The organism is Paenarthrobacter sp. OM7 (genome assembly GCF_029873575.1).
In the GTDB taxonomy this organism is placed as follows: domain Bacteria; phylum Actinomycetota; class Actinomycetes; order Actinomycetales; family Micrococcaceae; genus Arthrobacter.
In genome coordinates, this window is record NZ_CP123580.1 from 66,044 (window position 1) to 91,800 (window position 25,757).

Sequence of the window (25,757 nt, forward strand, 5' to 3'; positions counted from 1 at the left end):
TGGGCAGAGGCAGGCGGCCACAGGCACCGAGAGTGCCGGGAGACGTCCCAAGCGGCAGGGGGATTCACGACGAGGTACTGAACGCTTTCCCCCAAGACCCACCACCCAGCCCACACAAGAAGCGACGTGCAAACAGCTAGGGCCCGTACCGAAAGGTACGGGCCCTAGCCGAGTGCAAATCAATCCGTATCGCGCTCTTCAACGTCCTGGGTTAGCTGAGGGAACCTGTCCTCCCATAGCTTCCTGCATCTCACAGGGAGCATCAGCTGAGGCCAGATATCGCGCAAAAGACCGGCGTTGAGAAGTTCCCTCTGGTCCTCAGCTGTCCCAACACGCAGCACCGCCTGATACGCCTTGATAACTCCTTCGGGCTGGTCCAGATCACAATCAGCTCTTGGCCCCCAGTACACGTGGTGAGGCAGAGTGATCTGCCCCTCCGCCGGCCCCTGAAGATCACCGAGCCTGTCCGGTGTTTCGTAGGGCATCACGTCCTGAATGAGCACTCGCTCCACCTGTTCGGAAGCTGCAGGCTTTCCTGGCTTAGGCCGGATCATTTACCGGTCCTCTCTGGCTGCCGATTCGGCCCGGGTCCGTCTCCCTGGACGGAGTTCGCCTGCTTCAACTCCCGGCCATTTCCGGCCGTCGTTGTACTTGCGCTGCAGCCGCCGCAGCTCCCGACGTGCAGCTGCTTCAACGAAGTCCGTAATCGAGGCGTAGCCCTCCAGCGGTCCCACGGCTTGCACCGCTGCCCTGATCTGCTTCAGGTCCTCTTCGGTGAAGTAGGGACCCTTCTTCTCGCTCGACTTCATCAATGGTCCTGGTTTAGAAGGGGGGTTCGGAGTTGGGTCCGTTGCCCCAGGACCCGGCGCTGGCTGACGAGTTCGCGGCCCAGGGGTCGTCCTGTTGGGTTGCCTGTCCGCCGGCGCCCTGGTTACCGAACCCGCCGCCGTTTCCTGCGCCCTGGTTGTTGTTGCGCTGGGTGCGGTTGACCTTCGCGTTGGCGTAGCGCAGGCTCGGACCGATCTCGTCTACTTCCAGTTCTATGACGGTGCGCTTTTCGCCTTCTTTGGTCTCGTAGGACCGGGACTTCAACCTGCCCGATACGATGACGCGCGTGCCCTTGGTCAGGGACTCGGCGACGTTCTCGGCTGCTTCCCGCCAGACGCTGGCACGGAGGAAAAGCGTCTCGCCGTCCTTCCATTCGTTGGACTGACGGTCAAAGGTCCTGGGCGTTGAAGCGATCGTGAAATTCGCTACCGCCGAACCCGATGGGGTGAACCGCAGCTCGGGGTCCGATGTCAGGTTTCCAATGACAGTGATGGTGGTTTCGCCGGCCATGATGGTTCCTTTTCCTCGTGCGCTGTTGGTGTTCTCGGTGTGTGTTTTGGGTTCGTTCTGAGGTTCGGTGTCGCCCGGTTGGTCGTGGGTGAGGTCGTTGGGTTGGTGCTGGTCTGCGGTGTACTCGTCCCAGAGGCCGCCCTCCCCTATCGGGGCCCTGCTGATCGCGGCAAGGTAGCGGTCATCGTCAACGCTGTAGGGGTTGGCATAGACGCCGGCGTACGGGTCCAGGCTGTCGGGGTAAATCCTGCCGCTGGGGTTGGTCTCCCGGAACAAGTCAACTTCCAACGGGATCCGCGGGCTGATCTCGAACCCGTCCACCGGGTGCGGGGTGGTCATGGCTATCACGCTGCCTTGTGGGTCATGGCCGCTTGGACGAGTTTGTCACGGCGCAGGCCGGACCAGTGGTCCTGGTCATCGGAGTTGTTCACGATGACGGGTGCTTGGGAGTAGCCCAGCTCTTGGGTGATGTACTCCAGCGCGGCCGGCACTTCGGTGATGTCCACGGGTGTGTAGGTGATGCCTTTGGAGTCGAAGTACTCCATGGTGCGGTCGCAGTTCGGGCAACCGGGCTTGGTGTAGACCGTGTAATCGGTGATTGAGGAAGTCATTTTCAGTCCTGCGTTTCGTATCAGTTTTGGTTAGGTTCGTCTGGCTGACTTGCTACTACTATTCTAGCTTTTATCCAATTGGATTTAAAGGCTTTTACCCTTATTTCTAGGGGTTATTTACCTGTTTTTGGTAATGATTTTTTGGTGATTTGGGCGTCTGGTGAGGTTGGGGAAATTGCGGGTAGTAGCCCGTCGGTACTCCCCCGGCTTCTTTAGCAGCTGCCCAGGGCGTGAGGTTCTTCTGCCTGCGTCGGGTGCTTCTGCTTGTCACAGTGGGTGGTCCCGGCTGAAAAGACCTGTTCCCCAGCGGGTGGTGGGCCGGCGGCGGATTGTCTTGTCCCATGGGGAAGGTGCCCGGTTTTGCGGGTTAAACAAAACAGGACCGGCGTGGGCCGGTCCTGTTTCGCTCTCCTCGGACAAAGGAAATCTGTGGTTCAGTCTACAAGGTAGCCGGCGTGGCGCGGCTTTTGGTGAGTGTGGGCCTGGTGGCGCTCAACGGCGGTCCGTCGCTGGTGATTGGCTGCTGTGGTTCGCCCTGGGCGGCGGACCGCCCGACGTGTGGGAGGTTCCCGGCCCTGCTCGTGGTGAGCGGCCGGGGGCCTTGCCGGGCGGTGGGGGTTCCGCCCGGCAAGGGGTTCTTATGCCGCTTCTTCCTCGGCGGGTTTGCCGCTGTCGATGATGATCTGCTCAACCTCGCTCGGGGTGTAATCCCAAAGGATCAACTGGTTCAGGTAGTCCCGGTGGCTTTGGAACGGGGACCGTCATGAGTCCTTGGCGATGGTCTTTTCGTATCCGGCGCAGACCAGTGCGATCAAGGAGAACTCGGGCCGGGCCGTGGACTTGGCTACGTGATCCTTCAACGGGTTCCATCCCCATGACTTCTGCCCGTCGATCTTGGCGCTGACCATTTCGGCTGCAACTTCTCCGTCGTAAGTCCGGGCGACGTCGGTGTGGTGCGTGATCGCGTGGACGGTGAAGTACTGCCAGCCCTTCGGTGCCTGCTTCTTGGCCAGCAGGGATTTCACGAATTCCCGCCGCACGGTCGTGGCCGATTCCATGGCTTTGTTCTTGGCGATCAGGGTTTTCCGCTCGGCCTTCTGTTCCTCGGTCATCGGCCCCTTGTTGGCTGATGAAGAGTGGTAGTTGGACCGCTCGGTGAAGCCAAGTTCCTTCCATCCGACGATCACCGGGACGGTGGAGAACTCACCCCGGTAGTCCTGAATGATGTAGACAGCGTTCGCGTCGTCCTCCGTGGCTGGTTCCCCATCGGCCCGCTTCAGGGACGTGACGCTGGCGGTTTCTTCATCGTCGTAACCGGGCCTTTCAACGATGGTTTTCCCGGTAGCTGCGACTTCCGCGGTGTACGTGGCGACGGCGGCCGCACGTTCGCGTTCGTCCCGGAGTTGCTGGGCGACGTGGAACAGCTGGTCGGGTTCGTCTTGGATGACCGATTCCAGTTCAGCGGTGGCTTCCTCGTCCCCTTCAAACTCGGCCATCACGAGGGCTTCCTCGATGGTGAGTCCCTTGCCCAGGGCGGCGGTTCCGGCATCGGATGCTTTGGCCTTCAAAGCGCCTTCAACGGCGGCCTTTTTCCGTCCGGTTTTCTTCGCGATCGCTGCCGCGGAAACGCCGATCAGGGACAGCTGGTGGTAGGCGTCGGCTTCGTCGGCCTCCGTCATTGCTGCGCGCTGGATGTTCTCCACCACCTGCGAGACGATCCGCTCCGCGTCCTCTGTGGATGCGGTGATCATCACCGGGATCAGGGGGCACTGGGCCTCGACGGCGCCAAGAGTACGGCGTTGGCCCATCCGCACATGCACGGTGCCGTCCTCGTTGCGGTGGGCGATGACCGGTTCAATGACGCCATGTTCTTTGATGCTGGCGATGAACTCCGGGGTCAGGGCTGCGTCTTTACGGACGTTGATGTCCACGATCAGGGTAGTGGGGTCGAGCATTTCCAGCGTGGGTGCTGCGTTCATGGTGTTTGTCCTTCTTGTCCGAGAAGTTGGGTGGGTGGGGCGACCAATGGTGACCGGCCAGCTTCCCCGCTCCCCCCGTTGTTTTTTGGTTGCTGGCAAGCTTGCTTGCTTGGCGGCCAGCGGAGCCCTGTCTACCCGCAGGGCAAGGGGCAGGAAATTCCCGGAGGAAATAAGCGACGAAGGAGCGCCGGAGGGAAATTCCTGCACCGCAGGCCCCGGAGTTCACGGAGGGGCTAGACGGGGTGGAGTGGACGCCTACAATCCGGAGGACAGCAACCAGAAAACGTCGTAGACAAGCAGGTGATGACGGGCAGGAGCTCTGCGACGGACCGGCAGCACCCAACAGCCGGCCACGGAGCTTGCGGAGTGGACGCCCAAAAGGGTGCGAGCCCCGCGAGCATGCTTCCCCTGGACCCCACCGAACCGCCCCAGGGAAGAACAGACACCGGCGCGCCGCACGCACCAGGTCAGTGGTCCCGGACCGTTGCGGGAACGGCGGTCCGTCGCCGGCAACCACCCACCCAGGCGGCCACCCGCGGCGGACCGCCCGCCCACCAAGGCGAACGGCCCACCCAGCGCCTATGCCCCGCTGTCGGTCCTTGCCGGGATCGGGTGGGTGTTGAATCGACGGAAGTTGGCGGCGATTTCATGGGCGATCTCCGCCATCGGTGTTCCCGGCGTGACGGTCTTCTCTTCATCGTCGGAAAACTCCACCGGTTCGCCGTCCTCGTCATACTGGTCCGGCCCGTAGTAGAGCTCAGCTGTCGTGAACTGGGATTCCTGGGGGTCAGCCCAACTGTACGATCCGGGTCCAATCAGGAACGTGTGGCTGCCTTCAGCCTGGAGGAAGAAGGTGGCGGTGCCTCCACCGGTCTGGCCGACCTGAAGTTCCAGACCTTCGGCTTTCATCGCGTCCACCAGTTCCCGGGCGGGAAACCATTCGATCTCTTCGGCGCTCTGTTGTGTATCGGGGTTTTCAGCCATGGTCATTTCTCCTTTACGCGAATGGGGTGGTGGCCGGGACAATGTCCCGGCCACCGGTTGGTCTAGCTGGCGAGTAGTTCGGCTACTTCGGCGGCGTCGGAAACCAGCGCCGCCGTGCCGTCTTTCAGGAGCCGGTGGCAGCCTGCGGAATTCGCGCTGTGCACGCTTCCGGGTACTGCCGCGACGTGCCGGGCGATGGTTTCGGCGTGGTGCGCGGTGTTCAACGCACCGGAGCGCCACCGTGCTTCGACGACACAAGTCACTCCGGCCAGAGCGGCAATGATCCGGTTCCGGTCCAGGAAGCGTGCCCGCGTAGGCGCGCTACCGATGGGCTGTTCGGAGACGATCAAGCCGGTGGTTTTGATCGCGGCCGCGAGGTCGGCGTTACCGGACGGGTAAACCCGGTCAAGTCCGCCAGCTGCGACGGCGATCGTCGCCGGTCCCGTCCCGGTGCTGCCAGCAAGTGCGCCACGGTGGGCGTGGGCGTCGATGCCGTAGGCAAGACCGGAGATAACGCAGATGCCCCGCCGGGCCAATCCGTGGGCCATTTCGGAGGTGACGGCAGCACCGTAGCTGGTGGAATCCCGGGATCCGGTCAATGCCGCTGTGCGCTGCGGGTCCGGGATTCCCTGGGCGATGTTCCCGACGTACCAGAGCCCGTAGGGCGGGTTGGGCAGGTCGTCCAGCCCCTCGGGCCAGTGCTCATCCCCGGGGATCAGGAACCCGCCGCCAAGGCGTTCAATGGTCTCCAGCTCGGCCTCGATTGTGTCGGTGTCGAGGTCGCGGGGTGCCGGTGCCCAGCGGTCCAGCCCTTTGGAAAGTTCATCAGCGGTGTCGTCCCAGAACGGAAACAGGGGCTGGGCACGGAGGGCCATGCGGTAGGCGGGGTGTGCGCCGTGACGGGCTACGAGCTTACGGGCTACGTCATCGCCCGGGGTGAACATGCGGGTCAGGGCCGCGCGTGCAATGCGGTTTTCGTCGTTCATGGTGTTGCTCCTTCTTGTCCGAGAAGTTGGGTGGGTGGGGCGACCAATGGTGACCGGCCAACGTCCCCGCTCCCCCGTTGTTTTTTGTTGCTGGCACGTAGTGCTCTACGGGGCCGACGGAGGCGTCTGCTCCCGCCAGGGCAAGGTGCTGGAAATCTTCGAAAGGGAATAAGCGAAGCGCCGTCGAAGAATTCCAGTTCCGCAGGGCCCCTGAGGAACGAAGGGGTCAGCAGCTGGAGCCGGAGCGGAACCGTATGATCCGCAGGACAGCCACAAAAAACGTCGTAGACACAAAAGGGCCAGGGTGTCCGGAGCTCTGCGACGGCGCGCCCTGGACCCGACAACCGGCCACGGAGCTTGCGGAGTGGGCGCCCCAACGGGTGCGAGCTCTGCGAGCATGCACTGCGCTCTCAGGCCACGGTGGACAGCAATACGGGAGCATCCTAGTGGGTAGTAGACCATGCCGTGGGAGTAACCCGTGATGGCACAGGTACCTGGGCCATTCGGCGAGGGGAATCTATAGTTGTGTTCATAAAAGGGGGCACCATGGAGTTGCTAGGTGTAGTAATTGCGGCAGGATTGTTGATCGTTGCGGCAATCGCGCTTTATCTGTTGAGGCGGACCAAGCAGCGGCCGGTCGATTCGGATCCGGAGTCAGAACGTGCACTCCGGGATTTCAACCGTGGAAAGACCCTCGGTCACTCCCATTACGTCGGGCTGGACAACACGGGCCACTGGAGGTAGCCGGGCCGGGTATAAACCGGGACACTGAGGCATGACTGATCCGGTACCGCGGCCCGGACCCGGCCGGGCTCGTCGTGGTCTGAGGTGGTTTCGCTTCCTGGCGGTGCTGTTCACCGTGGCCGCCGCGGCTTTACTCGTGCTGGTGGCCATTGATCTGTTCATTGGCCGGCCCGCGGCAGGGGATCTGTTTATCGCCGGGCTAAACGCTCTGGCCGCCGTTGTGTTGTGGCGCTTTGTGGCTACCACGTCGATGCATGACGAAGGGCCGGCCTTGTGGCCGGCCCTTCTGGTTTCCTCGGACAAAGGAAATCTGTGGTGCAGCGTCGTTGCTGTAGTGGTGTTAGAGCTTGTGGTGTTCCTGGGTGTGCGTGAAATCGACCGGCCCTAGGGGTTCGCCGGCGGTGAGCAGCTGAAGTTCGATGAGGTCTTCGAGGACGCTGGCGTCCGGTGCTGGTTTGTCGTCCTCGGTCAGGATGTATTCGGTTCCCATGCGGCTCTCCCAGGTGCAGTGTTCTCGTTGGATTTCACTGTAGCCGTGGATCGTCCGCATTGACCGGGTTTGCCGGCTGCGCCCGCGCAGCGTCATGGCGGCCGGGGGAGCGCCAGCGGAGGAGGCCGCCCTGCTACCTGAACGGCCGGGCGGGACCTTTGCTGATCCTGCCCGGCCGTCCCGGTTAGCTGGTGGGGCGTGTGTAGGCGGTCTCCGGGTTCTTGGCCACCTCTGCGATGTGCACGATAGCTACGAGCTCTTCGCGAAGAAGAACTGCCAGCCGGTAGTGAGGTACGTCCTCGACCGCCAGTTTCAGGTAGCGCTCGGCGTGGGTTCCGGAACCTTTGAGCCACTGCAGCCATCCCATCAGGGTCAGCATCGGCGCGCGCTGGCCTTCGGGAACGACCTTCATCAGTTCGAAAGCGAGGACTTCGGCGCGGTCCACGCGCTTCCAGTCCGGGCGGCCGTCGAATTTGCCTCGCAGCAGGCCAAGCATGCTGCCGTTCTTTGTAGTGATGGTTTCGGCCATGAGCATGTCTCGCAGGTGCGGGACCTGGAACCAGGCCGCCAGGTTCCGGGCGGTCTCCTTCTCCGGCGTGCCGGGTGTCTGCAGCGCAGTGTCCCATTCCTGTTGTGCCTGCTCGACGGCTTCTTCCGTGAGGGCTGGCACCTGCACCGGCTCAACCCATTTGCCCAGCAATGCAGGGTTGTAGACGTCCACGGTCGCGGCGCTTCCCATGAAGGTCAAGGTGGCGTTGGCGTTGCTGTCGGTGATCTGTTCCAGCGGGTTCCGCTCGGTGGTGCCGTAAGCGGCCCAGTGGGTGCTGGTGACGAGGTAGACCTTGCGGACGGGCATCCTTGCGGTGGCCAGTTCGTTGCCCAGGGCGGCGACGTGCGCAGCGTAGGGGAACCGGTCATCGTCGCCGGTTTCGTCGGTGTAGACGATGAGGTAGCAGGCCGTGGCGTTCTCGTCTTGAGCGGCGAGGCTGGTCACTGTTTGGGCGAAGCCCAGCGGGGCCGCGTCCATGGGTGCGTCCACGCGCAACGTGGCGCCAAGAGCCCCGGCGGTGGCGGTGAGCACGACGAAGGAGTCCGTGGGGGTTCCTCCGAGCAGGTGCGGGATGTAGGCCAGCAGGTCAGCGGGGCCGGTGAGAGTGAGCTTTTCCATCATGGTGTTTGTCCTTCTTGTCCGAGAAGTTGGGTGGTGGGTGGTGGCCGGGAACGTCTGGTTCCCGGCCACCGTGGGCGGCTAGGCCGCTGGCTGGATCAGGCGTGTATCGAACAGTGCCTCTGCCCGGCGGATCAGGTAGTCCGGTACGTCGGTGTCATGGTTCAGTCCCGCCCTGCCCAGGAACACGGCGTTCCCGGTGACCGGGAGGTCAAGGCCGGTCTCGTGGAGCAGCTGCACCGCGCGGACGTTTGAGGCTCCGGTGGTTTGCGTTTCAGCGTTCAGGTAGACCTGCCAGTCGCCTCGGGCAATGCATTCGAGTCCGCCGCCGACGATGATCTGAAGACTTGCGTGTCGCGCGTCAAGGCTGTGGACGGTGACGCTTTCGCTCAGTCGCGCCGGTACATACAGCGCTATCAGGTGGTTCAGCATGGTGTTTGTCCTTCTTGTCCGAGAAGTTGGGTGGGTGGGGCGACCAATGGTGACCGGCCAGCTTCCCCGCTCCCCCCGTTGTTTTTTGGTTGCTGGCAAGCTTGCTTGCTTGGCGGCCAGCGGAGCCCTGTCTACCCGCAGGGCAAGGGGCAGGAAATTCCCGGAGGAAATAAGCGACGAAGGAGCGCCGGAGGGAAATTCCTGCACCGCAGGCCCCGGAGTTCACGGAGGGGCTAGACGGGGTGGAGTGGACGCCTACAATCCGGAGGACAGCAACCAGAAAACGTCGTAGACAAGCAGGTGATGACGGGCAGGAGCTCTGCGACGGACCGGCAGCACCCAACAGCCGGCCACGGAGCTTGCGGAGTGGACGCCCAAAAGGGTGCGAGCCCCGCGAGCATGCTTCCCCTGGACCCCACCGAACCGCCCCAGGGAAGAACAGACACCGGCGCGCCGCACGCACCAGGTCAGTGGTCCCGGACCGTTGCGGGAACGGCGGTCCGTCGCCGGCAACCACCCACCCAGGCGGCCACCCGCGGCGGACCGCCCGCCCACCAAGGCGAACGGCCCACCCAGTCCTGCTAGAAGAATGTGGGGCGGTGTTCGGCGGCGAACAGCACGGCTATGGCTTCGCAGTGCCAGTCCAGTGCCGCGTACTGCCGGGTGGTCTCCAGTATGGACGGGTTCACGTGCGCCTCTGTGTTGACGGCTTCGGCCATTCCCCGGATATGCGCGGCGAGGGTTTCGGCTCCGTCGGTGCTGTAAGCCACGGGGGATATCTCCGCGATCGCGGCGAGGGTTTCGAGGAAGACCACGGCTTGGGCGGGGCTGTTGGTGATGGTGCGGTTTTCGGTCATTGTCCTGGATCCTTTGCTGGTGGGATTGGGCCTTGCCGGGCGGTGGGGGTTCCGCCCGGCAAGGAGTCGAGGGGTGTTAGGCGGCGGCTGTTTGGAACAAGGGTGGAATCCGGTAGCGGCTGGGAAGCTCTGCGGCGGCTTCGGGCAGGTCTGCCGGGCCGTGGGCTTGTCCGTTCTTCCAGTGGAGGAACGCCTGTTCACTGACCGCGTCCCAGTACCGGGCCTTGGTCCGGTAGAACGTTGTTTTCACGTCGCCCTCGCAGTAGGTGGCCATGCCGAACAGGTTGCCGATTTCATCGGCGGTGCGGATCCCGGCGACCATGACATAGGGCCACTGGCCCAATTCCCAGCCCTCGGAACCCCAACTGGGCATCACGGCCCAGCCGTGCTCTGAGATGAGCCCCATCCAGTCGTAGCCGTCGTTCATGTGGTAGTCGCCCAGCACGGTGACCCCGTCGATGGTTTCGCCGGTGTCCTCCGTGGTCACCGTCGTGGTGGTGATTGCATCCATGTGGTGTTGGTCCTTCTTGTCCGAGAAGTTGGGTGGGTGGGGCGACCAATGGTGACCGGCCAGCTCCCCGCTCCCCCCGTTGTTTTTTGGCTGCTGGCGAAGCTTGCGGAGCTGTGGCCGACGGAGGTCTGTCTACCCTTGGGCAAGGGGCAGGAAATTCCCGGAGGAAATAAGCGACGCAGGAGCGCCGGAGGGACATTTCCTGCGCCGCAGGCCCCGACGTAGGAGGGGCTAGACGGGGTGGAGCGGACACGTACAATCCGAAGGACAGCAGCCAAAAAACGTCGTAGACACATCAGGGCCAGGGTCTCCGGAGCTCTGCGACGGCGCGCCCTGGCCCCAACAGCCGGCCACGGAGCGAAGCGGAGTGGACGCCCCAAGGGGTGCGAGCCCTGCGAGCATGCTTGTTCCCTGAGTCTTGTCAGGCTGGGTTGGTACGGTAGGGATGTCCCGCCTGGTTTCCCCCAATCCCAGGCGGGACATTTTTGTCCTTGCTCTCTGCTAACTTGCGGGCATGGATTTGAAATCGTGTGGATACTGCAATGAGCAAGTCGATCTCAGTGAGCACCCCCACGTTCATGACCCAAAGATGTGCAAGCGCTGCAGGACGGAGCTTCCGGCTTCTGATTTCCAGCCCTGGCCTTCCAGCGCTGACGGCCGGCGGCATACTTGTCGAAACTGCGTTGCTGGTGATTCCGAGGAAGCCCGTGCTCAGAGGGCTATCCAGAAGGACAAACAGTTCCATGCAGAGAAGGAAAAGCTCAAAGAATACGGGTACCGCTGGAGGCGTCGTCCTGTCCGGTCCGGTCCAAATCCAGATTTTGTGTGGGTTCTTTTGGATCCGCGTGGGCGGGAGGTCTCAAAAGAAGCGGCTCTGCGGGCTATCGCAGAATTGGAAGCCTCCAGCCCGATGGATGACGACTTCGGCTACTTCTGAGCTGCGTCATAGCTACGGGTTTCACGGGTTAAAACCCGTAGGGCGGGCCGCCGTCTGGCAGACCCGCCCCGGATCCGGTCTAGCTGCCGTCTTCCTTGGGGACTTTTGTGGTGGCGCGGTACGCCATGATCGAGGCTCCCAGTGCTGTGAGTGAGAGAACGAAGTTCACGATGGTCAGTGGTTCCATGAGGTTTCCTTATCGGTGAGTAGGACTTAGTCTGAGAAGGAGCCGGTGGCCGCAACCGAAGCGGTCACGACCACCGGGTTTCGTAGCTACACCTACTTCCTTGCTTTACGCTTACGCTTCCGAGTTGCACCTCGGGAGCGTTTGCTTGTTAAGCGCGCGTTCCGCATGGAGAGTAGAGCGATGACAGCTGTCATCAAGCTCACGACCGAAGTCGCGAGCTTGATCGCTTCGTCGATGCTCATGTAGCCACCTCCTTCCTGCCCCGCCGTGCGAGGCCCCCACTGGTCCAGCCGGTCGAGGGTGGGCCGTCAACCCCGAAGAGTGACCGGGGAATCCCGCGAAATAAGGGAGCGCAGCGACCGCGTGGGATTGCCCGGTTGCGTGGGTTGACGGGTCGGGCCCCCGGACGGCTACGATCAGTGGCCTTGTACGGAGAACAACCCAGCCACATGTAAGGCAAGAAGATGCTTTTACAGGCCGAAGCGCAGCGAAGGTCCGTTCTGGTCTTGGTCCTCTAGGCTGAGCTCATGGACGAGTCCATCCCACGGGCACTGCAACCACCGGTTGCTGTTGCCCTGGCGAAGCTCGTCAAGGCTCTCCCCGGTCCTAATGCGCTCCCAGGCGCTTCCTACTACGAGCCCAAGTGGGACGGCTATATTCACTGGACCCTGTCAAGGTTTCGGACGACGTGGGCCGCAAGGGCTGCAACGTCGGTTCTCGTTTTCAGCTTTTCATCCAGCGTCTGGAATGATTGAAGTGATGCCGGCATTCCGGTTGGGTCGCCCCGGAGGGGGCTTTTTTATGGGGAACGATGGCACGAAAACTGTTCTGTGAGATCTCACCGCTGACGTACCGACTTGCTGTTCAACGAATGATTCTGACGCGGCAGCTGCAGGACCTGTTTTCTCCTACGACGTTTGCCAAGCGTCGGACAGGCGAACGCCTGCCGGCTGTGGTCTACCGCCACAACTCGCTGATCCGCCGCAAGCTCGGGAACGTGGACTTACACCTGCAAGAGAATAAAGCGGTGAGTCTGGGAATCGCGGCCCCGTTGGTGGACTCTGTGGTTATTCGACCGGGTGAGACTTTTTCGTTCTGGAAGCTCGTAGGGAGTTGCACTGAAGCGAAGGGCTACCGCGAAGGCTTGGTCATCAACCATGGCCGGGCCGATTCAGGCATTGGCGGTGGGCTGTGTCAGTTCACCAACCTTCTGCATTGGATGGTCTTGCACAGCGAACTCACGGTGGTCGAGCACCACCACCATGGAGATCTGGACCTATTTCCGGACTTTAACCGTCAAATCCCCTTTGGCTCGGGCACCTCAATCATCTACAACTACCTGGACTACAGGGTTCGCAACGACACTGACCAGTCCTTCCAATTCCTGGTCAGCACCAATGACGAGTACCTGTGCGGTGAACTTCGTGCCGAACGTGTTCCCGAGGTCAAGTTCCACATCCGCGAAGAGGATGCCTACTTCTACGAATCCGCGGGTCAGGTCTACCGCCATAACAGGGTTGTGAGGCTATCCAGGGACAAGCGAACAGGCCTGGTCACATCCAAGGATCAGATCATCGAGAACAACGCCTTGGTGGTCTACGACCGGGCCCTCATCAATGCGCCGGTGCTGATTGGTCCCCCAGTAGCGACGGAAGAAGCCGGCGCAGCCACGGTAAACGCATAGAAGGGCGGCCAAGCTCTAAGGCCGCCGAAACGATGGCCCTAACCCGTGGGAGACACTTCGGCCGGGGCCGGGTTCCGGCGAATCAGCTCTGCTTCGCCGCTGCGCCTACGGAGGTGAACGAGGCTCTCTTCGAGTGCGCTAACCTCTCCGAGCCATTGGTGGTCACGCGCTTCCGCGAGGCGTTCCTCTGCATTCAGGGTCATGGTTTCAAGACGGCCGATTTGGGCTGGGTCCACTTGCAGGAAGCGACACTTCACGCATGCATGTTCATGAATGCATGGAGTGGCGTAGGGACGATGGCACGTACCTAATGCCACCTTTCGGAGCAGGAAGTGCTGTTCGAATTCCTTCCACTCTTCAGCTGATGCCGGGCGAAGCTCGTTGTCGGGACGGACCTTCCGTCGGCGCTCGATGAAGGCATGGTGCGCCTGGATCACGTGTTCGGGGAAGACCGCTGTGTACCCTCTGGTTGTTTCCAGGTTGAGGTGGCCCAGAAGCGTGGAGACGATGTGGAGTGGCAGACCGGTTCCAACGAGCTCGGTAGCAAAGAGCCTGCGGAAGTCGTGTGGGGTGAAAGTCACCGGCGTGCCGGCTTCTGTAAGGCGCCCGTGGGCCGCGATGGCGTTCAGCACCCGGCTGATGTAGGTGTGGGATAGCACGTTTTGGGTGGGCCCTACCAGCCGTGCGAACAGATGAGAAAGCGGATCACTAAACGTCTTTTCATTCGGGTCATAGCGAACGGACAGCGGTACAGTTTGCCCGATTCCTCGAGCCCTCCGTTGGACATCAACAAGCACCTTGACCAGCTCCGGCGACATCGGTACGAGACGTTCCTGGTCGGTTTTCGATGGAACGATGTGCAACAGCGGCACGATCGTGCTGGTGGTCGGTGCGACATAGTGCCGCAGAGAGAGCTGGGTCAGTTCTTGAAGTTCCTCAAGGCGTATGCCCGTTTCCTTCAGGGTCGACGCGACCGCCCACCCCCAAAATCCGTCTGCTTCGACAGCAGTGACGTCAGTCTTTTTACCAACCGGCGTGGGCGGGATGCAGCCTTCATCAGCAGCGACCACCTCAGCCCAGACCCGAGCCCTTATGCTCGATGATTTGAGTATCGGCGGGTCGTGCCGGCGATAAGTTATGCCTTCGACGGCGTAGATCTCGCCGTGGCGCGCGGACAATGTCGCGGCCAGTAGGGCCGTGCCTCGTTCCCGGAGGGCGGCAGCCGAGCGCATGAATCCCGGCAGCAGCGGGGTGAGAGAGCGGGTTCGTTGTTGCATTCTGGCTTGGACATGTTTGCGCTGCTTGGAGACGCTTCTGGACTCGGTGCGCGGAAACGGGATGGGGGCGACCCAGACCGCCCACCGTTCAGGCTGATCATGAGACCACTCGGCAATGTCCCTGTAGAGAGCCCTGATGGCGAAGTAGGTTGATGCGGTATCACTCCGGGGTCGTCCCGCAAGGGTGCGGTGAATCCGTTCCCGCCATTGCGCGGCCACTTCCGGGGCAAGCCGAAGGTCCGCCTGTTCAGGATTAATATCGATGACTTCGGCCCAAAACAAGCGAACAAGCCGGTAAGCAATTCCCTCAAGTGACCCGTAGTCCATGTTGGGTTTGAGTTCTTCAAGGTAGACGATGAGCAGGTCACGGACGCCCGATTCCGGGATCCGGTATCGCTCAACCAAGGTCTTGACAGTGTGGCGGCGTGAGGAGACGCTGGCGTGCCAGGCTGCACGCAGTGTGGGCGGTTCTTCCGCAAGCGGGCCTAATGCGACGAGCAGTTCCCACGCCAGGTGTTCCTTGGCGTGGCGGGTGGACCGTGCGATGTGTGAGTACGCGAGCACGTCCTCTCCAGTCAGTTGGGAAAGTCGTTTTCCTGTTCGGACCAAAATCCTGGTGATGGCATTCTCGGCGTTTCGTCGGATCAGCTCGTGGGCCCGCTGGTACTCCGGCAGCGCGCGTAACCGTGCTGTCTCAGCTGGTTCGGAAACTTCGAGGAAGGACAACGAACCACGGCTTTGGCTTCGGATCCAGTTCTTGGCGGAAAACATCCACTCGTAGGAAGGACGAATGAGCCGCGCCCGGACCAGAGCGCTGATGCCGGAGCTGAGGTACGCCTGTCCGACTGACAGCCGCTCACTGAGTTCCTTCAACCCTTCACGTGGGGCTTGATCCAGTCCGGAGGCTAACCAGCGCTCCTCCCAAGTACTGCCGGGAAACTCGTTCAGCCACCGAAGGGCATGGCCTAATGCCGCAACCCGTTTCGTCAAGCTTGCTGGGGACAAGCCGTAGGTGAGAGTGGATTTCCTCGCCCATTCGATGGCTTCCTCTACCCCAAGACTCTGAAGGCCGAGAAGCTGCTCGTCCTGACCGGCCGGGGCAGGAACACCCCCGTCGAAAGCCTGCCGCGGCCATGCCCTGTTAACAGTGGTGAGGGCGCTATCAGCCGGAAGCCGGAGTTCCCTTCCCCGCCGATAGGTCTCGGCCGCTGCAATTCCTGCTGGCGACCGGGGATCCGTTGTGGTTTTGGTACTGATCATTCGCCCAGTCCCAGTAGCTCGCGGACGGCAGCACCGTCATATTCCGGTTCAATGGTCTGCGCTGGTGGCCGCGGTCTGGCGTAATGCTCCAGGACTTTCTGCAGCACATCTTCCATCCTCGGCTGCGTATAGACAGTTGTCGTAGTGACCTGGGCATGACGGAGAACTGTTTGGACATCCACCAGCGTGAACGCAGGGTCTCCAATCATTCGTTCAGCAGCAGTGTGCCGCAGATCGTGCAGAGTCCAGTTCGAACCAAGGGACTTCTGCGCCCTACTGAACATCCGCCGCGCCGCACCATACGTCAGTGGCCTCCGGTTCCTCGGGGCAAGAGTCCACCACACAGGATCTCCTGGTGAAGCTGGCTGCCCTTCCCGCATATACAGGGCCAACCAAACGAAAGCATCAGCGCTGGCTGGGACGAGGTCACGATTCCTGGTGCCTTTGCTTGTCACAACAAAGGTGTGCTCCCCGAAGTCATAGTCTCCGTGCCGGAGGGTAAGTAGTTCCTCCGCACGGACACCACTGCTAAGCCAGAAGGAAAGCAAGGCCCTATCACGGTGGTGCTTCAACTCCGTGAAGATAGCAGATACGGCATCGTCAGGAATTCCACGCCATGCCGGACGCGGCACACGCTGCCGATAGGGTCCCCCGGCGAGAGACCCGGAATGGTTCCATCGGGTTGTGGTGCGCGTTTAGTCGCGATCCGGCGTCTCTCTGCCGGGGAACGGGATTCACCAGCGGCCCCATATCCATCTCCAGAGCGAAATCGTAGAAGCTCGACAGTACGGTCAGTTGATGGTTGATGGAGTTCGCCGAAAATGCCATACCCTGGCCCCGCTTACCTGTAACCGCATTCAGAGGAGCCGGCTTATCCAGGCCCCGACGGAGGGCATTAGCTGTCGGGGCAGCCTGCATATACTCAACCAACGCCCGAACATCCAGTCGTTCAGCCTTCTCCCATGGCGTAAACCTCTGGTGAAGAAATCGAAACCACCGCAGAAGGTCGTAAGCGTAACTGCGCAGAGTCGCGGGAGAGCAATCAGAAGCTGACAAGTCCCTTAGAAACGAAGTCGCCGCAGGATGCTCCGTATCCGGAAACACCACCCTGCAGGGTAGACCTTGCTTCGGTTCCACGACTCTCCCCAGCTGCTCCATGTGCTAAGCCTCCCCTTCAACGATGACCAACAAGCCAACTCAAAGTGCAGTTAACATGCCGGGCGGTCCTTGTCGTCGACGCCGAATCCGTGACGCTTTGGTCCCGGCAGGGCAAAGAACTCACGAGGGTTTTCCCTGATCTTGCCGCTGCCGCTGCGGCGCAGATCCCGCCAGGGTGCGTTATCGACGGTGAAGCCGTCATCTGGAACGGGGACCGTCTGGACTTCGACGCCTTGCAGCGGCGGATGGTCACATCCCGGGCGGCGATGCCGGCCCTCATGAGTTGCCGGCCTCTTTCGCGGCCTTCGACGTTCTGGCCGTCGCCGGGCAGGACATCAGGAGCGTGCCGTTCGCCGGCCGCCGGTCCTTGCTCGAGGAGCTTGCCCGGGAATGGACCGCCCCGTTGAACCTCTCCCCCACCACAACAGACCGTGAGCTGGCACAAACCTGGCTGCGGGATTTGCCCGCCACCGGCGTGGAAGGGCTCGTGGTCAAGGGCGGAGCCCAGACCTACGAGCCCGGGGCAAGGGCGTGGTTGAAGGTCAAGCACAAAGACGTCACGGACGTGGTGTGTTCTCTCGCCATGTCTTGCGTGTTGCACAGGGCATTCAAGAGATCGGTCGTACTGTCAGGCCATGGTCGAATCTGTGGGTGGGACGTGGTGGCTGCATTTCGCGGAGAATTCTTCCCCGGTAGCAGATGGGGGTCTGCTGGTCCGTGTGGGCGAGCATGGAGTGCGCCCTGATACTGGGCGCCCGTTCTTTCTGAATCAGGACGGCATTCCACATGATGCGGGCAACAGATTCTTTGCGAGCGGTCGGATGCGGTGTTTAGCGTCCGGAACGAATCGAAAGTACGCGTTTGCCCTTCGGTCCTGGTTCAATTTCCTCGAGCTTCGGGGCAAGGAATGGAAAGGAACTTCAGAAAGCGATCTTTTCGACTATCGCTTTTGGAGGACCTCGGATCTGGCGAATCCTCGACGTGTTTCGGGCGCGACATGGCAGGGTGACCTCGCGGCAATCCTTGCCTTCCATGATTGGGCCGCGGTTCGTCTTGGCGCCCATCGGCTTCTACCTCCGGTACATACGCAAAGTTGGAATGGGAACCGGGCTGCGGTGCGTGATTCCCGGGCTCAGGCCTCGGCAATCCGTTCAGCGGACGTCAAATGGCTCTCCCCTGGGGCGTTCCGCCTCTGGCGTGACATCGGCGTCCATGGAAAAGACCGCAGCGGAGTTGAGAAAACGCGCTGGAGGCCACGATCCCAGACGCGGGATACCGCATTCGTTGACGGCCTCTACGGGACCGGGCTCCGCTTGCAGGAGCTCTCCTCGATGTTTATCAGCGAGCTCCCTGCCGATGGTGTCGCGAAAGCATATGCATCCGCTCGGCTGGCGGCCAGCTGCGCAAAGGGTGGAAGGGGTAGACGCTTTTGGATGGGTCGCGAGGCGCTCGATGGCATATGGCACTACGTCCAGACCGACCGGGCCGCCGCGGTTCGCCGCGGACAAGAGAGCGGTCTATATCAAACCCTGCCTGGACTCCGGATTGTCCAAGGGATCAGCAACCGAGGCCTGATGCGGATGAGGGAACCGGGTCGAGGTGATGTTCAGGTGGCTCTGAACGACCTGTTCCCGGCAGAACGGAGACTGCTGTTCTTCGAAGGACCGGACGGTCTGGAACCGCTGGCATTGTGGTTGAACGAAGACGGATCACCACGGGCGAAAAGCGCGTGGTACAAGTCCTTCGCCTTAGCCAATAAACGGGTGCGGAAGGCCGGAATCGACCGCCTCGAATGCCATCCCCACATGCTCCGGCACAGCTTCGCGCTGAAATGGTACGCCGCCGGACGGCTTATATGGGAGCGCCGACAGGTACGAATGGGTCATCTCGGCTGGAAGACTTCCGCGAGCAGTTCGGCGACACATGGTCTTTGGTGCAGACAATGCTCGGCCATTCCGACGTGAACACCACCAGGAACATCTATCTCGAACCCTTCATCGGGCTGGACGTTGAGTTCCTCATGGCACACAGCGGCGATGAGCTAAGCGGGGACGGTGTCCTGGCGTTCCTGCGCTCCGATCCCCGGGTTCGCCTGCTCGACCCCGCGGACCGGACGTGACGGGACGGCCGGCATCCCTGCCGACGGCGGGATACTCAACACCTCAGACGCTCTTCCTCGAAGGTGAGGCTCCCTTCGTTCGGGTATATCCGGAGCGCGGAAGGGGTTCTCGTGACTTCCATTTCGGCAGGCTCAAGCTGCCCCCCGTGCTGACCCGGGAACTTGCCGCAGGCTTCGCACGAGCGACGGGACCATCGGGGACGCGGCGGACCATACCGTCCGCCGAGGGCCTCTTTGAAAACCTGCGCACCTTCGCGAACCTCATCCGTGCCGGTCCGAAACCGGCTGCACACGTAAGTCAGCTCAGGGCAGGCTACATCCTTGAGCTTCGCATGCTCGGGACCAGAGAAGGCCTAGTCGTCATTCATGCCCTCAGAGCGGTCCTTCGAGGGGTCGACGAGGTTCCGAATGACTTCCGAGATGCCCTCTACACACCAGTTCGGGCGGTGTCACCCCGTGCCGCCATCGAGGCCTATACCGAGGCCGACTTCCGTCAAATCCGCCGTGCGGCAAGACGTATCGTCCGCGCGGCCCTGGCGCGTATTCGTGCAGCCCGGTCCGAGATCGAGAATTACCTATCCGTAAACCCTCGCCCGGGCGAGACCTCATTCCGGAAGGGACCGAAGGCCGCGAAACTGGCGTACATCGAAGCTCATGGGGGCGTCCCCCGAAAACCATGCGGCAAGGTGCGGTACACGTCTTGCGCGGGCCTGGTCTCCGAGTTGCATCCTTCACGGCTCGAAGCCGAAGCCATGGCCATCCTGATGATGTGCATGACGGGACTGAATGCATCAACAGTGCTGGGAATGACCGCCGAACATACGACGGCGACAGCTCCTGGCGAGCTTCCCGCATTGGTCACCCGTGGGAGCAAACCGCGGCGCGGGCCACGTCGATCAGAAATGGACCTGATTCTTTCCACCCGGCATAAACCGAGGATGGATCGCGACGACTACGGCTCAGCCCACGGCGTTTACGATGTTGCCCTTGAGCTCGGCCGTGACGCCAGACAGTATCTCGACTATCCCGATCTGATCGTCTACCACTCCTTCAGCTATCGCTTAGGCACCCCCGGGAGTCTGGGTTACCGCACCCCTGCTGTTGGCTTGTTCTGCCCGTTGGAGGGCTTCCCGGACAAAGACGGCATCCCCCAGCGTGTGGATTCACGTCGGCTCCGCCGGACCTTCCTCGAGCTGCATCAGCGCCCGGTGGCCCAAACCAGCTCCACGCTGGCCTCTACCTACCTCGCTCGAGACCGAACATCGCTCCATACCTACCAGGACGTCGTAGCAGGCGCTCTCAAGGGAGAGGTCAATAGGATCCGCGCCGAGAACCTGAGCCGCACCCTCAGCGATGAAGACTGCCGTGCTGCCCTTGACGACGCAGCAGGGATAGCGAAGAAATTCGGTGTCAGCAAGGAGATCCTCGGACAAGTACTCACCGGGAGATTCGACACCGTCGGAACCGCCTGCGTGGATAACCAACACAGCCCCTACAGCGAGCAAGGGAAGCCGTGCACGGCATCATTCCTGCTGTGCCTGACATGCCCGTGCTCACTTACCGAACCCCGGCACGTGCCAATTCAAGCCCTGATGCTGACCGAGCTCCGGCGACGACGCATCCAGATGCCGCCATCGCACTGGGACCACCGTTTCGCACCCGCCGCCGCTCGACTCGAAGATGTCCTTCAGCTCCAGCACGCAGACATTGCGGTGGAAGCCAGCAGAGCCTCCGACCAAGACAACCGCCTCGTCCACGCGCTCCTTGAAAATGAATTGGAGATCCCTTGAGCACCCACGCCATCGCACCGACCCGAAAAGCACCACTGCCCGGAACCCCCGTCCTGCTCAGCCGCCCGCTACGGCCGGAAATCGACCCGGAGACACTGTCACGATTCGGCGAAGACCGGTGGGACCTTACTCCCGGGATCTTCGAGGACCACAGCGACTCAACCACCATCAACTTTCAACGAATTCCGCAGCCATGGCGGAACGCCGTCAAGGAGTACCTGTGGCAGTTGATCAACGAAGAAGCACCGCGCGCCCTGGCTTCCGCGCGCGCCGGGGTACGCTGCTCACTGCGATCGGTGTCCTTCGTGAAGGGCCCGATCGAGCGGCTCATTATTTGGGCTCGCGCACGAGGTCTGCAGTCCTTCATCGAGATGGACGCGGCCCGTCTTGATGAGTACCTGGCGCACCTAGCCGATACCGGGGTGTCCTACGGTTCCCGACAACACTCCGTAGCTGAAGTTCGACGGCTCTGGGCGTATCGGGATGTCGTCCCACATCGGCTGGCCATGCCGCAAGCGCCACCTTGGGACGATGCACCCGCCAGGGAGCTGCTGGGCGGCCGCTCAAAAGAACAGCCACACAACAGGACTCCCCGGATCAGCGACGCAACACTCGTCCCACTCCTGACATGGGCAATCCGGTTCGTGGAAGAGATCTCCTCGGACATCCTCCCCAACTTCGACGAATACAGCAGGATCCTCAAGGGCGGCGCCCGATACCGTCCAGTGGGCCAAAGGCTGTATGAGACCCGCCGCCGTGAGAAGCTGGCGCATGTCATGGGGCAGCATCGCGCAGCAGGCCTGGGGCTACCAGGCCGGGTGCTTCCCGACGGTTCACATGAGGTCCGATGGGCCCATCTCGGACGACTGACCGGCACGCTGGGCTCGACCCACGCCAAATACGACCGACCTTTTATCGAAGCTTCGGGCATCAGGATTGACCACGACGCCTATCTGACCCCGGGTTGTACCGCGACCATCGACGGAATCCCCTGGCACAAAGGTCCTATGAAGTACGACGACGCGCTGGGTTATGCTCGGCTGCTCCTCACCGCCTGCTACGTCGTGACCGCCTATCTCTCTGGCATGCGGCCAGGAGAAATCCTGAACCTCACTGCCGGATGCCTCCTTCACGATCCCGAGCGGAACCAGTGGACAGTTAGAGGCACCCGGTGGAAGGGAGCAACCGGAACAGATGGTGGGAAGGCAGAGGAAGGAGCACCGCGGGCGAATCCATGGGTTGTCCATCCCCTCGTCGCACAAGCAATCACCGTCGCGGAGAAACTCGGTGACGGACGTTTACTCTTTCCCAGAAGCATCCGGCCAAAGGAAACCCGCCCGAGTACCCGCAAGATCATCAGATCACGGCCCGGCCAAGCCCTGACAGCCACGCAAATGGCACTGGACATCGCTTCGTTCATGGAATGGGTCAACGATTTCTGTCACCGGCACAACTATCCCGGCACCATCCCAAACGATCCCGATGGGCGCATCACCCCTAGCAGGTTCCGCCGAACCCTCGCCTGGCACATCGTACGCCGGCCCCGCGGCTTGGTCGCGGCCGCCATCCAATACGGGCATATCAATGTCCATGTCACTCAGGGCTACGCAGGAAACTACGCCTCAGGATTCCCTGACGAGATTGCTTTTGAACAGTGGCTTGAACGAATCGATCAGGCGGTGGACCTCGAAGCCTACCTTGACGCTGGGGGCCACGTCAGCGGGCCGGCCGCCGCCGAACTCGCAAGGCGAGTCCACGCAACCGGCGAGAAGTTCTCCGGCAAAGTCCTCCTCACCGGCCGCCAGGCACGGAAACTTCTCGAAGATCCCGTGCTCCAGGTACACCCCGGTCGTGGCCTGCATTGCGTCTTCGATCTCGCCAAGGCACGCTGCATCACCGCCACGGCCGAGGGCCCCGATCTGAGTGAATGTCAGCCATCCTGCGCCAACATCGCCCGGACCGGCCAGGACATCGATGAACTTCGCGCAAGGCTTGAGCGCCTTCCGGATGACTCCTTGGCCCCGAGTATCCGTCACCAGCGCACGACCACCATCAGAGAATCAATCCAAGGCATCATCGACACCCATGGAGAGGGCACCCTGTGACGACCCCGGACAAGGAACGGACCCGGCAAGCCCTCGAGCAAGCCATGGGCAATCTACTGGAAGGCGGGGTCCCCGGTCCGCTCACAAGTCTTCGCTTAGTCGAGCTCGCTGGCGTCAAGCGCCATCGCCTGACCCACGACAACCCCGACCTCAACGCACTGTTCCAAAAGCGCGCAAGGGAACTGAACCGGACAAAACCCGAGGTCGAAATCTTGCGAAAGGCCGTGGCCCACGAACGGGAACGCAATGCCCGGCTTGTCGCAGCTAACCGGGACCTCGACAGCCTATGCGAACGCCCTCCTGAACGTGCTCGAAGAAAGGGACGCACTCAAAGACAACTTGGCCCGTCGAGAGAGGGTCATTCCGATCGCCGTACACAGCTAGCTCTTGAGAGGGGCCACACAGAGGTCTGCAGGTGGACCGGCACAGGCCGATCGTCTGAAGGATTGTGACCGTCCACGCAGAAGAACGCCTGGAAGAGGCCCGTAGCCATCAGTGGCTCGGCGAAGTCCTGGCCCTGGAAGGAAGGGGACTCCGCCCATGAGTGTAGATGGGGAGTGCCCTAGCCGAAACAGGGCCGAAGTGGCCAGCAGCGGGACGATTCCCTGTGGCGTTCCTGCATCGAGGTCTAGAAAATCCCGGGGAAATAAAGTTCCTCCATGCCCACCAGCGCCATTCCGTGTCCACATCAATTCAGACCGCTAAGAGTTCCTCTAGACACCTTCAAAACCCAGCAATGGCCGCCTCGCCAGGCTTCCATGACATTGCATCTTCAGAACAAAGTGCGTCAGGTTCCGTCGGTAGAAGGGTCCACGTCCTTGGAGTCGGCATGCGTGGCGCTCTGGTCGAATTACGGCTGTGAGGTCAGGTCGGAGTTGCGATCTAGGTGCTTCCGACGCTGAGGTTTGAACGTGCGCCGGAACTTGATTCTCTGACAACGAGGGTTGGCGGGATTATGTGGGATACGACGGGCTCACCGTTGAGGCGGGAAAGAAGCAGTTCAAAAGCCTTTTCGCCCATCTCACGCATTGAGGAACGTACGGACGTGAGAGGAACGGGGAGTTCAGCGGCCAGGACGGTGTCGTTGTAGCCCACGACAGCAATGTCCTCCCCGGCGCGGAGTCCCAGACCGCGCAGTGTGCCGAATGTTCCAATGGCCGCGAAGTCGTTTACTGCAAACAGTGCTGTGGGCCAGGGTTTGCTGGCGAAGATCCGGGTCGATGCTTCCCGCCCACCTATGACGTCGAAGCTGGAGTGAACTATCCGGGAGTGCGGTATGTTGATTCCTGCCTCCGCGTAGGCGTCCACGAACCCTGCGGTCCTGTCGAAACCCGTGCTTGCGTAGGCCTCGCCCGCAATTATCCCCACATCGGCATGTCCGAGAGAGAGCAGATGTTCGGCCGCGAGCCGGCCTCCAGCGTAGTCATCGCCCACGACGGCAGGATGCTTGCCGGAGCGGCGGCTTACCAGCACAAACGGGATGCCGCGTTGCTGCAGTGAATCCGCAAACGTGGAATCCAGTGTGCAGTCTCCGAGGATCAGCCCATCGACCCGCCGCGCGAGAAGCATTTCCGCCCCGGCTTCCCGCTCGGGTTGCCTGTCCTCGCTATTGGCAACGAAGGTCTGGTATCCATGACCGCGGGCAGCCTCGTGAATCCCTTCATAGATTGTGGCAAGCACGATGTCAGTCAGCCTTGGAACAAGCACTCCTACCAAGGAGCTGCGACTGGTGCGTAAACCGGCGGCAATTGGATTCGGTGAATAGCCCAGCGAATCGGCGATGGCCTTGATCCGTTCAGTCGTGGCCTTCGAAGCTGTCCGAACGCCGGGCCGGAGCGACGGGGCCAACACACGCGACACCGTCGAAACATGAACACCTGCCATCTCGGCAACTGTCCGCAGCGTAGGGCGGCCAGCCTCATCTGCGAACGGCAGTGGATCGGTGCTCATCAGGCCTGCTTTCTGGAATCGCGAAATACTTTGCACAAACGATTGCGTGATCCACACCATATCACTTATGGTTGACTCAGATACGACGCGCAAACGATTGGGCAGATAATGAGAAAAGTGGTTGTCATCACGACTGGCGGAACGATTGCCAGCACGACCGATGGTCGCGGGGTGAAATCTGCCGCCATCCCAGGGTCAGCTTTGGTGACGGGCATTGCAACGCCGGATGGTGTCGGCGTCAACGTCGTTCAGGTTCTTTCGACTAATAGCTATTCGATGACGTTGGCTGATATGGATGCCGTCCACGACGCTGTCAGAGAAGCCCTGGGTGAGCTGGACACCTGTGGGGTCGTTGTCACCCATGGAACCGACACCCTGGAAGAGACCGCCATGCTGGTCGATATTTTCCACGATGATCCCCGTCCTGTGGTTTTCACTGGTGCCCAGCGAAGCGCTGATGATCCCAACACTGACGGTCCCGAGAATTTGACGGATGCCATTGCTGTGGCGGCGTCCTCGAATGCCCGTGGATGTGGTGTCCTCGTCTGTTTTGGAGGCGTGCTGCATGCGGCAAGAGGAACACGCAAAATCCACAACAGTGCCCTGTCAGCCTTCTTCGATGTAGACCATGGGCCGTTCGGGATCGTGATTGACCGCTGTGTGCGTGTGCATTCAAAAGTCAGTCCGCCGGCTGACGGGCCGCGGCGTGCAGTCGCGATCGGAGCCACACGCATCGACACCATCGCGATATACCCCGGCGTGGACCGAGTGGCATTGGATGCCAATATCCAGGCCGGCGCGCGGGGCATCGTCCTTCAAGCGACCGGGTATGGCAATGCGAATCCCGACATCGTGGCTGCCGTTGCCGAACACGTTCGGAACGGGATTCCCGTCGTCGTCTCGTCCCGGGTCGCCGGAGGCCCGATCCGGGGAGTCTACGGAGGAGGTGGCGGGGGTGCTGACTTGATGTCAGCCGGAGCCATCCCCACCGGCCACCTCAGACCAAGTCAGGCACGCATCCTTCTGGCCGCACTAGTGGCCTCCGGTGCTGACATCGAGGAGATCCGGATTGCCATGAGCGCCGAACCGACTCGGTATGTCGACACCCCTGACGAGGTCCGCAATTCCTTCATCAGTTCAACAGCAGCTTACTCACACCCCAAATAACCCTCACATCAAAAGGAACCAGC

The 25,757-nt window shown here is 61.6% G+C and carries 21 protein-coding genes and 2 pseudogenes; 7 read left to right on the forward strand and 16 right to left on the reverse strand.

Annotation, left to right across the window (positions count from 1 at the left end; all coding sequences use genetic code 11):
- Window positions 1-179 precede the first annotated feature (179 nt).
- The 7 genes and pseudogenes from QEH68_RS22065 to dprA form a co-directional block, all read right to left on the reverse strand.
- Window positions 180-554: a transcriptional regulator gene (locus QEH68_RS22065; protein ID WP_280628183.1), complete on the reverse strand. Its 375-nt coding sequence runs from the start codon at window positions 552-554 to the stop codon at window positions 180-182.
- Window positions 555-809, reverse strand: coding sequence for a hypothetical protein (locus tag QEH68_RS22070; protein WP_280628184.1), 255 nt, complete (start codon window positions 807-809; stop codon window positions 555-557). It abuts the gene before it with no gap.
- A 13-nt stretch (window positions 810-822) separates the two neighbouring features.
- Window positions 823-1,677, reverse strand: a complete 855-nt coding sequence (locus QEH68_RS22075) for a single-stranded DNA-binding protein (RefSeq protein ID WP_280628185.1) — start codon at window positions 1,675-1,677, stop codon at window positions 823-825.
- A 5-nt stretch (window positions 1,678-1,682) separates the two neighbouring features.
- The gene (locus QEH68_RS22080) at window positions 1,683-1,949 is read right to left on the reverse strand and encodes a glutaredoxin family protein (protein ID WP_280628186.1); all 267 of its coding nucleotides are present in this window, start codon (window positions 1,947-1,949) and stop codon (window positions 1,683-1,685) included.
- A 638-nt stretch (window positions 1,950-2,587) separates the two neighbouring features.
- Window positions 2,588-3,928, reverse strand: a pseudogene (locus QEH68_RS22085) (ParB/RepB/Spo0J family partition protein).
- Between the two features lie 579 nt (window positions 3,929-4,507).
- Entirely contained in the window at window positions 4,508-4,912 is a 405-nt protein-coding gene (locus QEH68_RS22090; RefSeq protein ID WP_280628187.1) for a hypothetical protein, read from the reverse strand.
- 62 nt (window positions 4,913-4,974) lie between these two features.
- A complete protein-coding gene (gene dprA / locus QEH68_RS22095; protein WP_280628188.1) occupies window positions 4,975-5,898 on the reverse strand; it encodes a DNA-processing protein DprA in 924 nt (307 codons plus the stop codon).
- Window positions 5,899-6,673: 775 nt separating this feature from the next.
- Here dprA and QEH68_RS22100 point away from each other — a divergent pair.
- Window positions 6,674-7,030, forward strand: coding sequence for a hypothetical protein (locus QEH68_RS22100; protein ID WP_280628189.1), 357 nt, complete (start codon window positions 6,674-6,676; stop codon window positions 7,028-7,030).
- Here the strand turns inward: QEH68_RS22100 and QEH68_RS22105 are convergent.
- From QEH68_RS22105 to QEH68_RS22125, 5 genes are all read right to left on the reverse strand, one after another.
- Entirely contained in the window at window positions 6,983-7,132 is a 150-nt protein-coding gene (locus tag QEH68_RS22105) for a hypothetical protein (RefSeq protein WP_210077908.1), read from the reverse strand. The two genes, QEH68_RS22100 and QEH68_RS22105, sit on opposite strands and share 48 nt — an antisense overlap.
- A 184-nt stretch (window positions 7,133-7,316) precedes the next feature.
- On the reverse strand, window positions 7,317-8,303 hold the full coding sequence (locus QEH68_RS22110; protein ID WP_280628190.1) for a DUF4192 family protein: 987 nt from the start codon (window positions 8,301-8,303) through the stop codon (window positions 7,317-7,319).
- Window positions 8,304-8,381: 78 nt separating this feature from the next.
- A complete protein-coding gene (locus QEH68_RS22115) occupies window positions 8,382-8,732 on the reverse strand; it encodes a hypothetical protein (RefSeq protein WP_280628191.1) in 351 nt (116 codons plus the stop codon).
- A 581-nt stretch (window positions 8,733-9,313) separates the two neighbouring features.
- On the reverse strand, window positions 9,314-9,589 hold the full coding sequence (locus tag QEH68_RS22120; protein ID WP_280628192.1) for a hypothetical protein: 276 nt from the start codon (window positions 9,587-9,589) through the stop codon (window positions 9,314-9,316).
- Between the two features lie 76 nt (window positions 9,590-9,665).
- The gene (locus QEH68_RS22125) at window positions 9,666-10,100 is read right to left on the reverse strand and encodes a hypothetical protein (RefSeq protein ID WP_280628193.1); all 435 of its coding nucleotides are present in this window, start codon (window positions 10,098-10,100) and stop codon (window positions 9,666-9,668) included.
- A 1,935-nt stretch (window positions 10,101-12,035) separates the two neighbouring features.
- Here QEH68_RS22125 and QEH68_RS22130 point away from each other — a divergent pair.
- Entirely contained in the window at window positions 12,036-12,908 is an 873-nt protein-coding gene (locus QEH68_RS22130; RefSeq protein ID WP_280628194.1) for a VanW family protein, read from the forward strand.
- 38 nt (window positions 12,909-12,946) lie between these two features.
- Here the strand turns inward: QEH68_RS22130 and QEH68_RS22135 are convergent, their stop codons facing one another.
- From QEH68_RS22135 to QEH68_RS22145, 3 genes are all read right to left on the reverse strand, one after another.
- A complete protein-coding gene (locus QEH68_RS22135) occupies window positions 12,947-14,590 on the reverse strand; it encodes a tyrosine-type recombinase/integrase (RefSeq protein WP_280628195.1) in 1,644 nt (547 codons plus the stop codon).
- Window positions 14,591-15,441: 851 nt separating this feature from the next.
- Window positions 15,442-16,077, reverse strand: a complete 636-nt coding sequence (locus QEH68_RS22140; protein ID WP_280628068.1) for a site-specific integrase — start codon at window positions 16,075-16,077, stop codon at window positions 15,442-15,444.
- Entirely contained in the window at window positions 16,046-16,603 is a 558-nt protein-coding gene (locus QEH68_RS22145; protein ID WP_280628069.1) for a site-specific integrase, read from the reverse strand. The genes QEH68_RS22140 and QEH68_RS22145 overlap by 32 nt, the downstream gene beginning before the upstream one ends.
- 89 nt (window positions 16,604-16,692) lie before the next feature.
- Between QEH68_RS22145 and QEH68_RS22150 the strand changes: the two are divergent.
- The 4 genes and pseudogenes from QEH68_RS22150 (at window position 16,693) to QEH68_RS22165 (ending at window position 22,617) form a co-directional block, all read left to right on the forward strand.
- Window positions 16,693-17,348, forward strand: a pseudogene (locus tag QEH68_RS22150) (ATP-dependent DNA ligase).
- Between the two features lie 1,185 nt (window positions 17,349-18,533).
- Window positions 18,534-18,722: a hypothetical protein gene (locus tag QEH68_RS22155; RefSeq protein WP_280628070.1), complete on the forward strand. Its 189-nt coding sequence runs from the start codon at window positions 18,534-18,536 to the stop codon at window positions 18,720-18,722.
- Between the two features lie 446 nt (window positions 18,723-19,168).
- Complete coding sequence (locus QEH68_RS22160; protein WP_280628071.1) at window positions 19,169-20,512, forward strand: hypothetical protein; 1,344 nt, start codon at window positions 19,169-19,171, stop codon at window positions 20,510-20,512.
- On the forward strand, window positions 20,509-22,617 hold the full coding sequence (locus QEH68_RS22165) for a hypothetical protein (RefSeq protein WP_280628072.1): 2,109 nt from the start codon (window positions 20,509-20,511) through the stop codon (window positions 22,615-22,617). The genes QEH68_RS22160 and QEH68_RS22165 overlap by 4 nt, the downstream gene beginning before the upstream one ends.
- A gap of 882 nt (window positions 22,618-23,499) precedes the next feature.
- On the opposite strand, the gene QEH68_RS22170 is transcribed toward QEH68_RS22165, so the two are convergent.
- Window positions 23,500-24,567, reverse strand: coding sequence for a LacI family DNA-binding transcriptional regulator (locus tag QEH68_RS22170; RefSeq protein WP_280628073.1), 1,068 nt, complete (start codon window positions 24,565-24,567; stop codon window positions 23,500-23,502).
- Between the two features lie 117 nt (window positions 24,568-24,684).
- Between QEH68_RS22170 and QEH68_RS22175 the strand changes: the two genes are divergently transcribed.
- A complete protein-coding gene (locus QEH68_RS22175; RefSeq protein ID WP_280628074.1) occupies window positions 24,685-25,734 on the forward strand; it encodes an asparaginase in 1,050 nt (349 codons plus the stop codon).
- Window positions 25,735-25,757 lie beyond the last annotated feature (23 nt).

Excerpts from the sequence above, each read along its gene's own strand:
- QEH68_RS22145 (WP_280628069.1), bottom strand. The coding sequence starts at position 16,603 with ATGGAGCAGCTGGGGAGAGTCGTGGAACCGAAGCAAGGTCTACCCTGC.
- QEH68_RS22120 (WP_280628192.1), bottom strand. The coding sequence starts at position 9,589 with ATGACCGAAAACCGCACCATCACCAACAGCCCCGCCCAAGCCGTGGTC.
- QEH68_RS22075 (WP_280628185.1), bottom strand. The coding sequence starts at position 1,677 with ATGACCACCCCGCACCCGGTGGACGGGTTCGAGATCAGCCCGCGGATC.
- QEH68_RS22065 (WP_280628183.1), bottom strand. The coding sequence starts at position 554 with ATGATCCGGCCTAAGCCAGGAAAGCCTGCAGCTTCCGAACAGGTGGAG.
- dprA (WP_280628188.1), bottom strand. The coding sequence starts at position 5,898 with ATGAACGACGAAAACCGCATTGCACGCGCGGCCCTGACCCGCATGTTC.
- QEH68_RS22105 (WP_210077908.1), bottom strand. The coding sequence starts at position 7,132 with ATGGGAACCGAATACATCCTGACCGAGGACGACAAACCAGCACCGGAC.
- QEH68_RS22130 (WP_280628194.1), top strand. The coding sequence starts at position 12,036 with ATGGCACGAAAACTGTTCTGTGAGATCTCACCGCTGACGTACCGACTT.
- QEH68_RS22170 (WP_280628073.1), bottom strand. The coding sequence starts at position 24,567 with ATGAGCACCGATCCACTGCCGTTCGCAGATGAGGCTGGCCGCCCTACG.
- QEH68_RS22125 (WP_280628193.1), bottom strand. The coding sequence starts at position 10,100 with ATGGATGCAATCACCACCACGACGGTGACCACGGAGGACACCGGCGAA.
- QEH68_RS22110 (WP_280628190.1), bottom strand. The coding sequence starts at position 8,303 with ATGATGGAAAAGCTCACTCTCACCGGCCCCGCTGACCTGCTGGCCTAC.
- QEH68_RS22070 (WP_280628184.1), bottom strand. The coding sequence starts at position 809 with ATGAAGTCGAGCGAGAAGAAGGGTCCCTACTTCACCGAAGAGGACCTG.
- QEH68_RS22090 (WP_280628187.1), bottom strand. The coding sequence starts at position 4,912 with ATGGCTGAAAACCCCGATACACAACAGAGCGCCGAAGAGATCGAATGG.
- QEH68_RS22080 (WP_280628186.1), bottom strand. The coding sequence starts at position 1,949 with ATGACTTCCTCAATCACCGATTACACGGTCTACACCAAGCCCGGTTGC.
- QEH68_RS22115 (WP_280628191.1), bottom strand. The coding sequence starts at position 8,732 with ATGCTGAACCACCTGATAGCGCTGTATGTACCGGCGCGACTGAGCGAA.
- QEH68_RS22100 (WP_280628189.1), top strand. The coding sequence starts at position 6,674 with ATGACTGATCCGGTACCGCGGCCCGGACCCGGCCGGGCTCGTCGTGGT.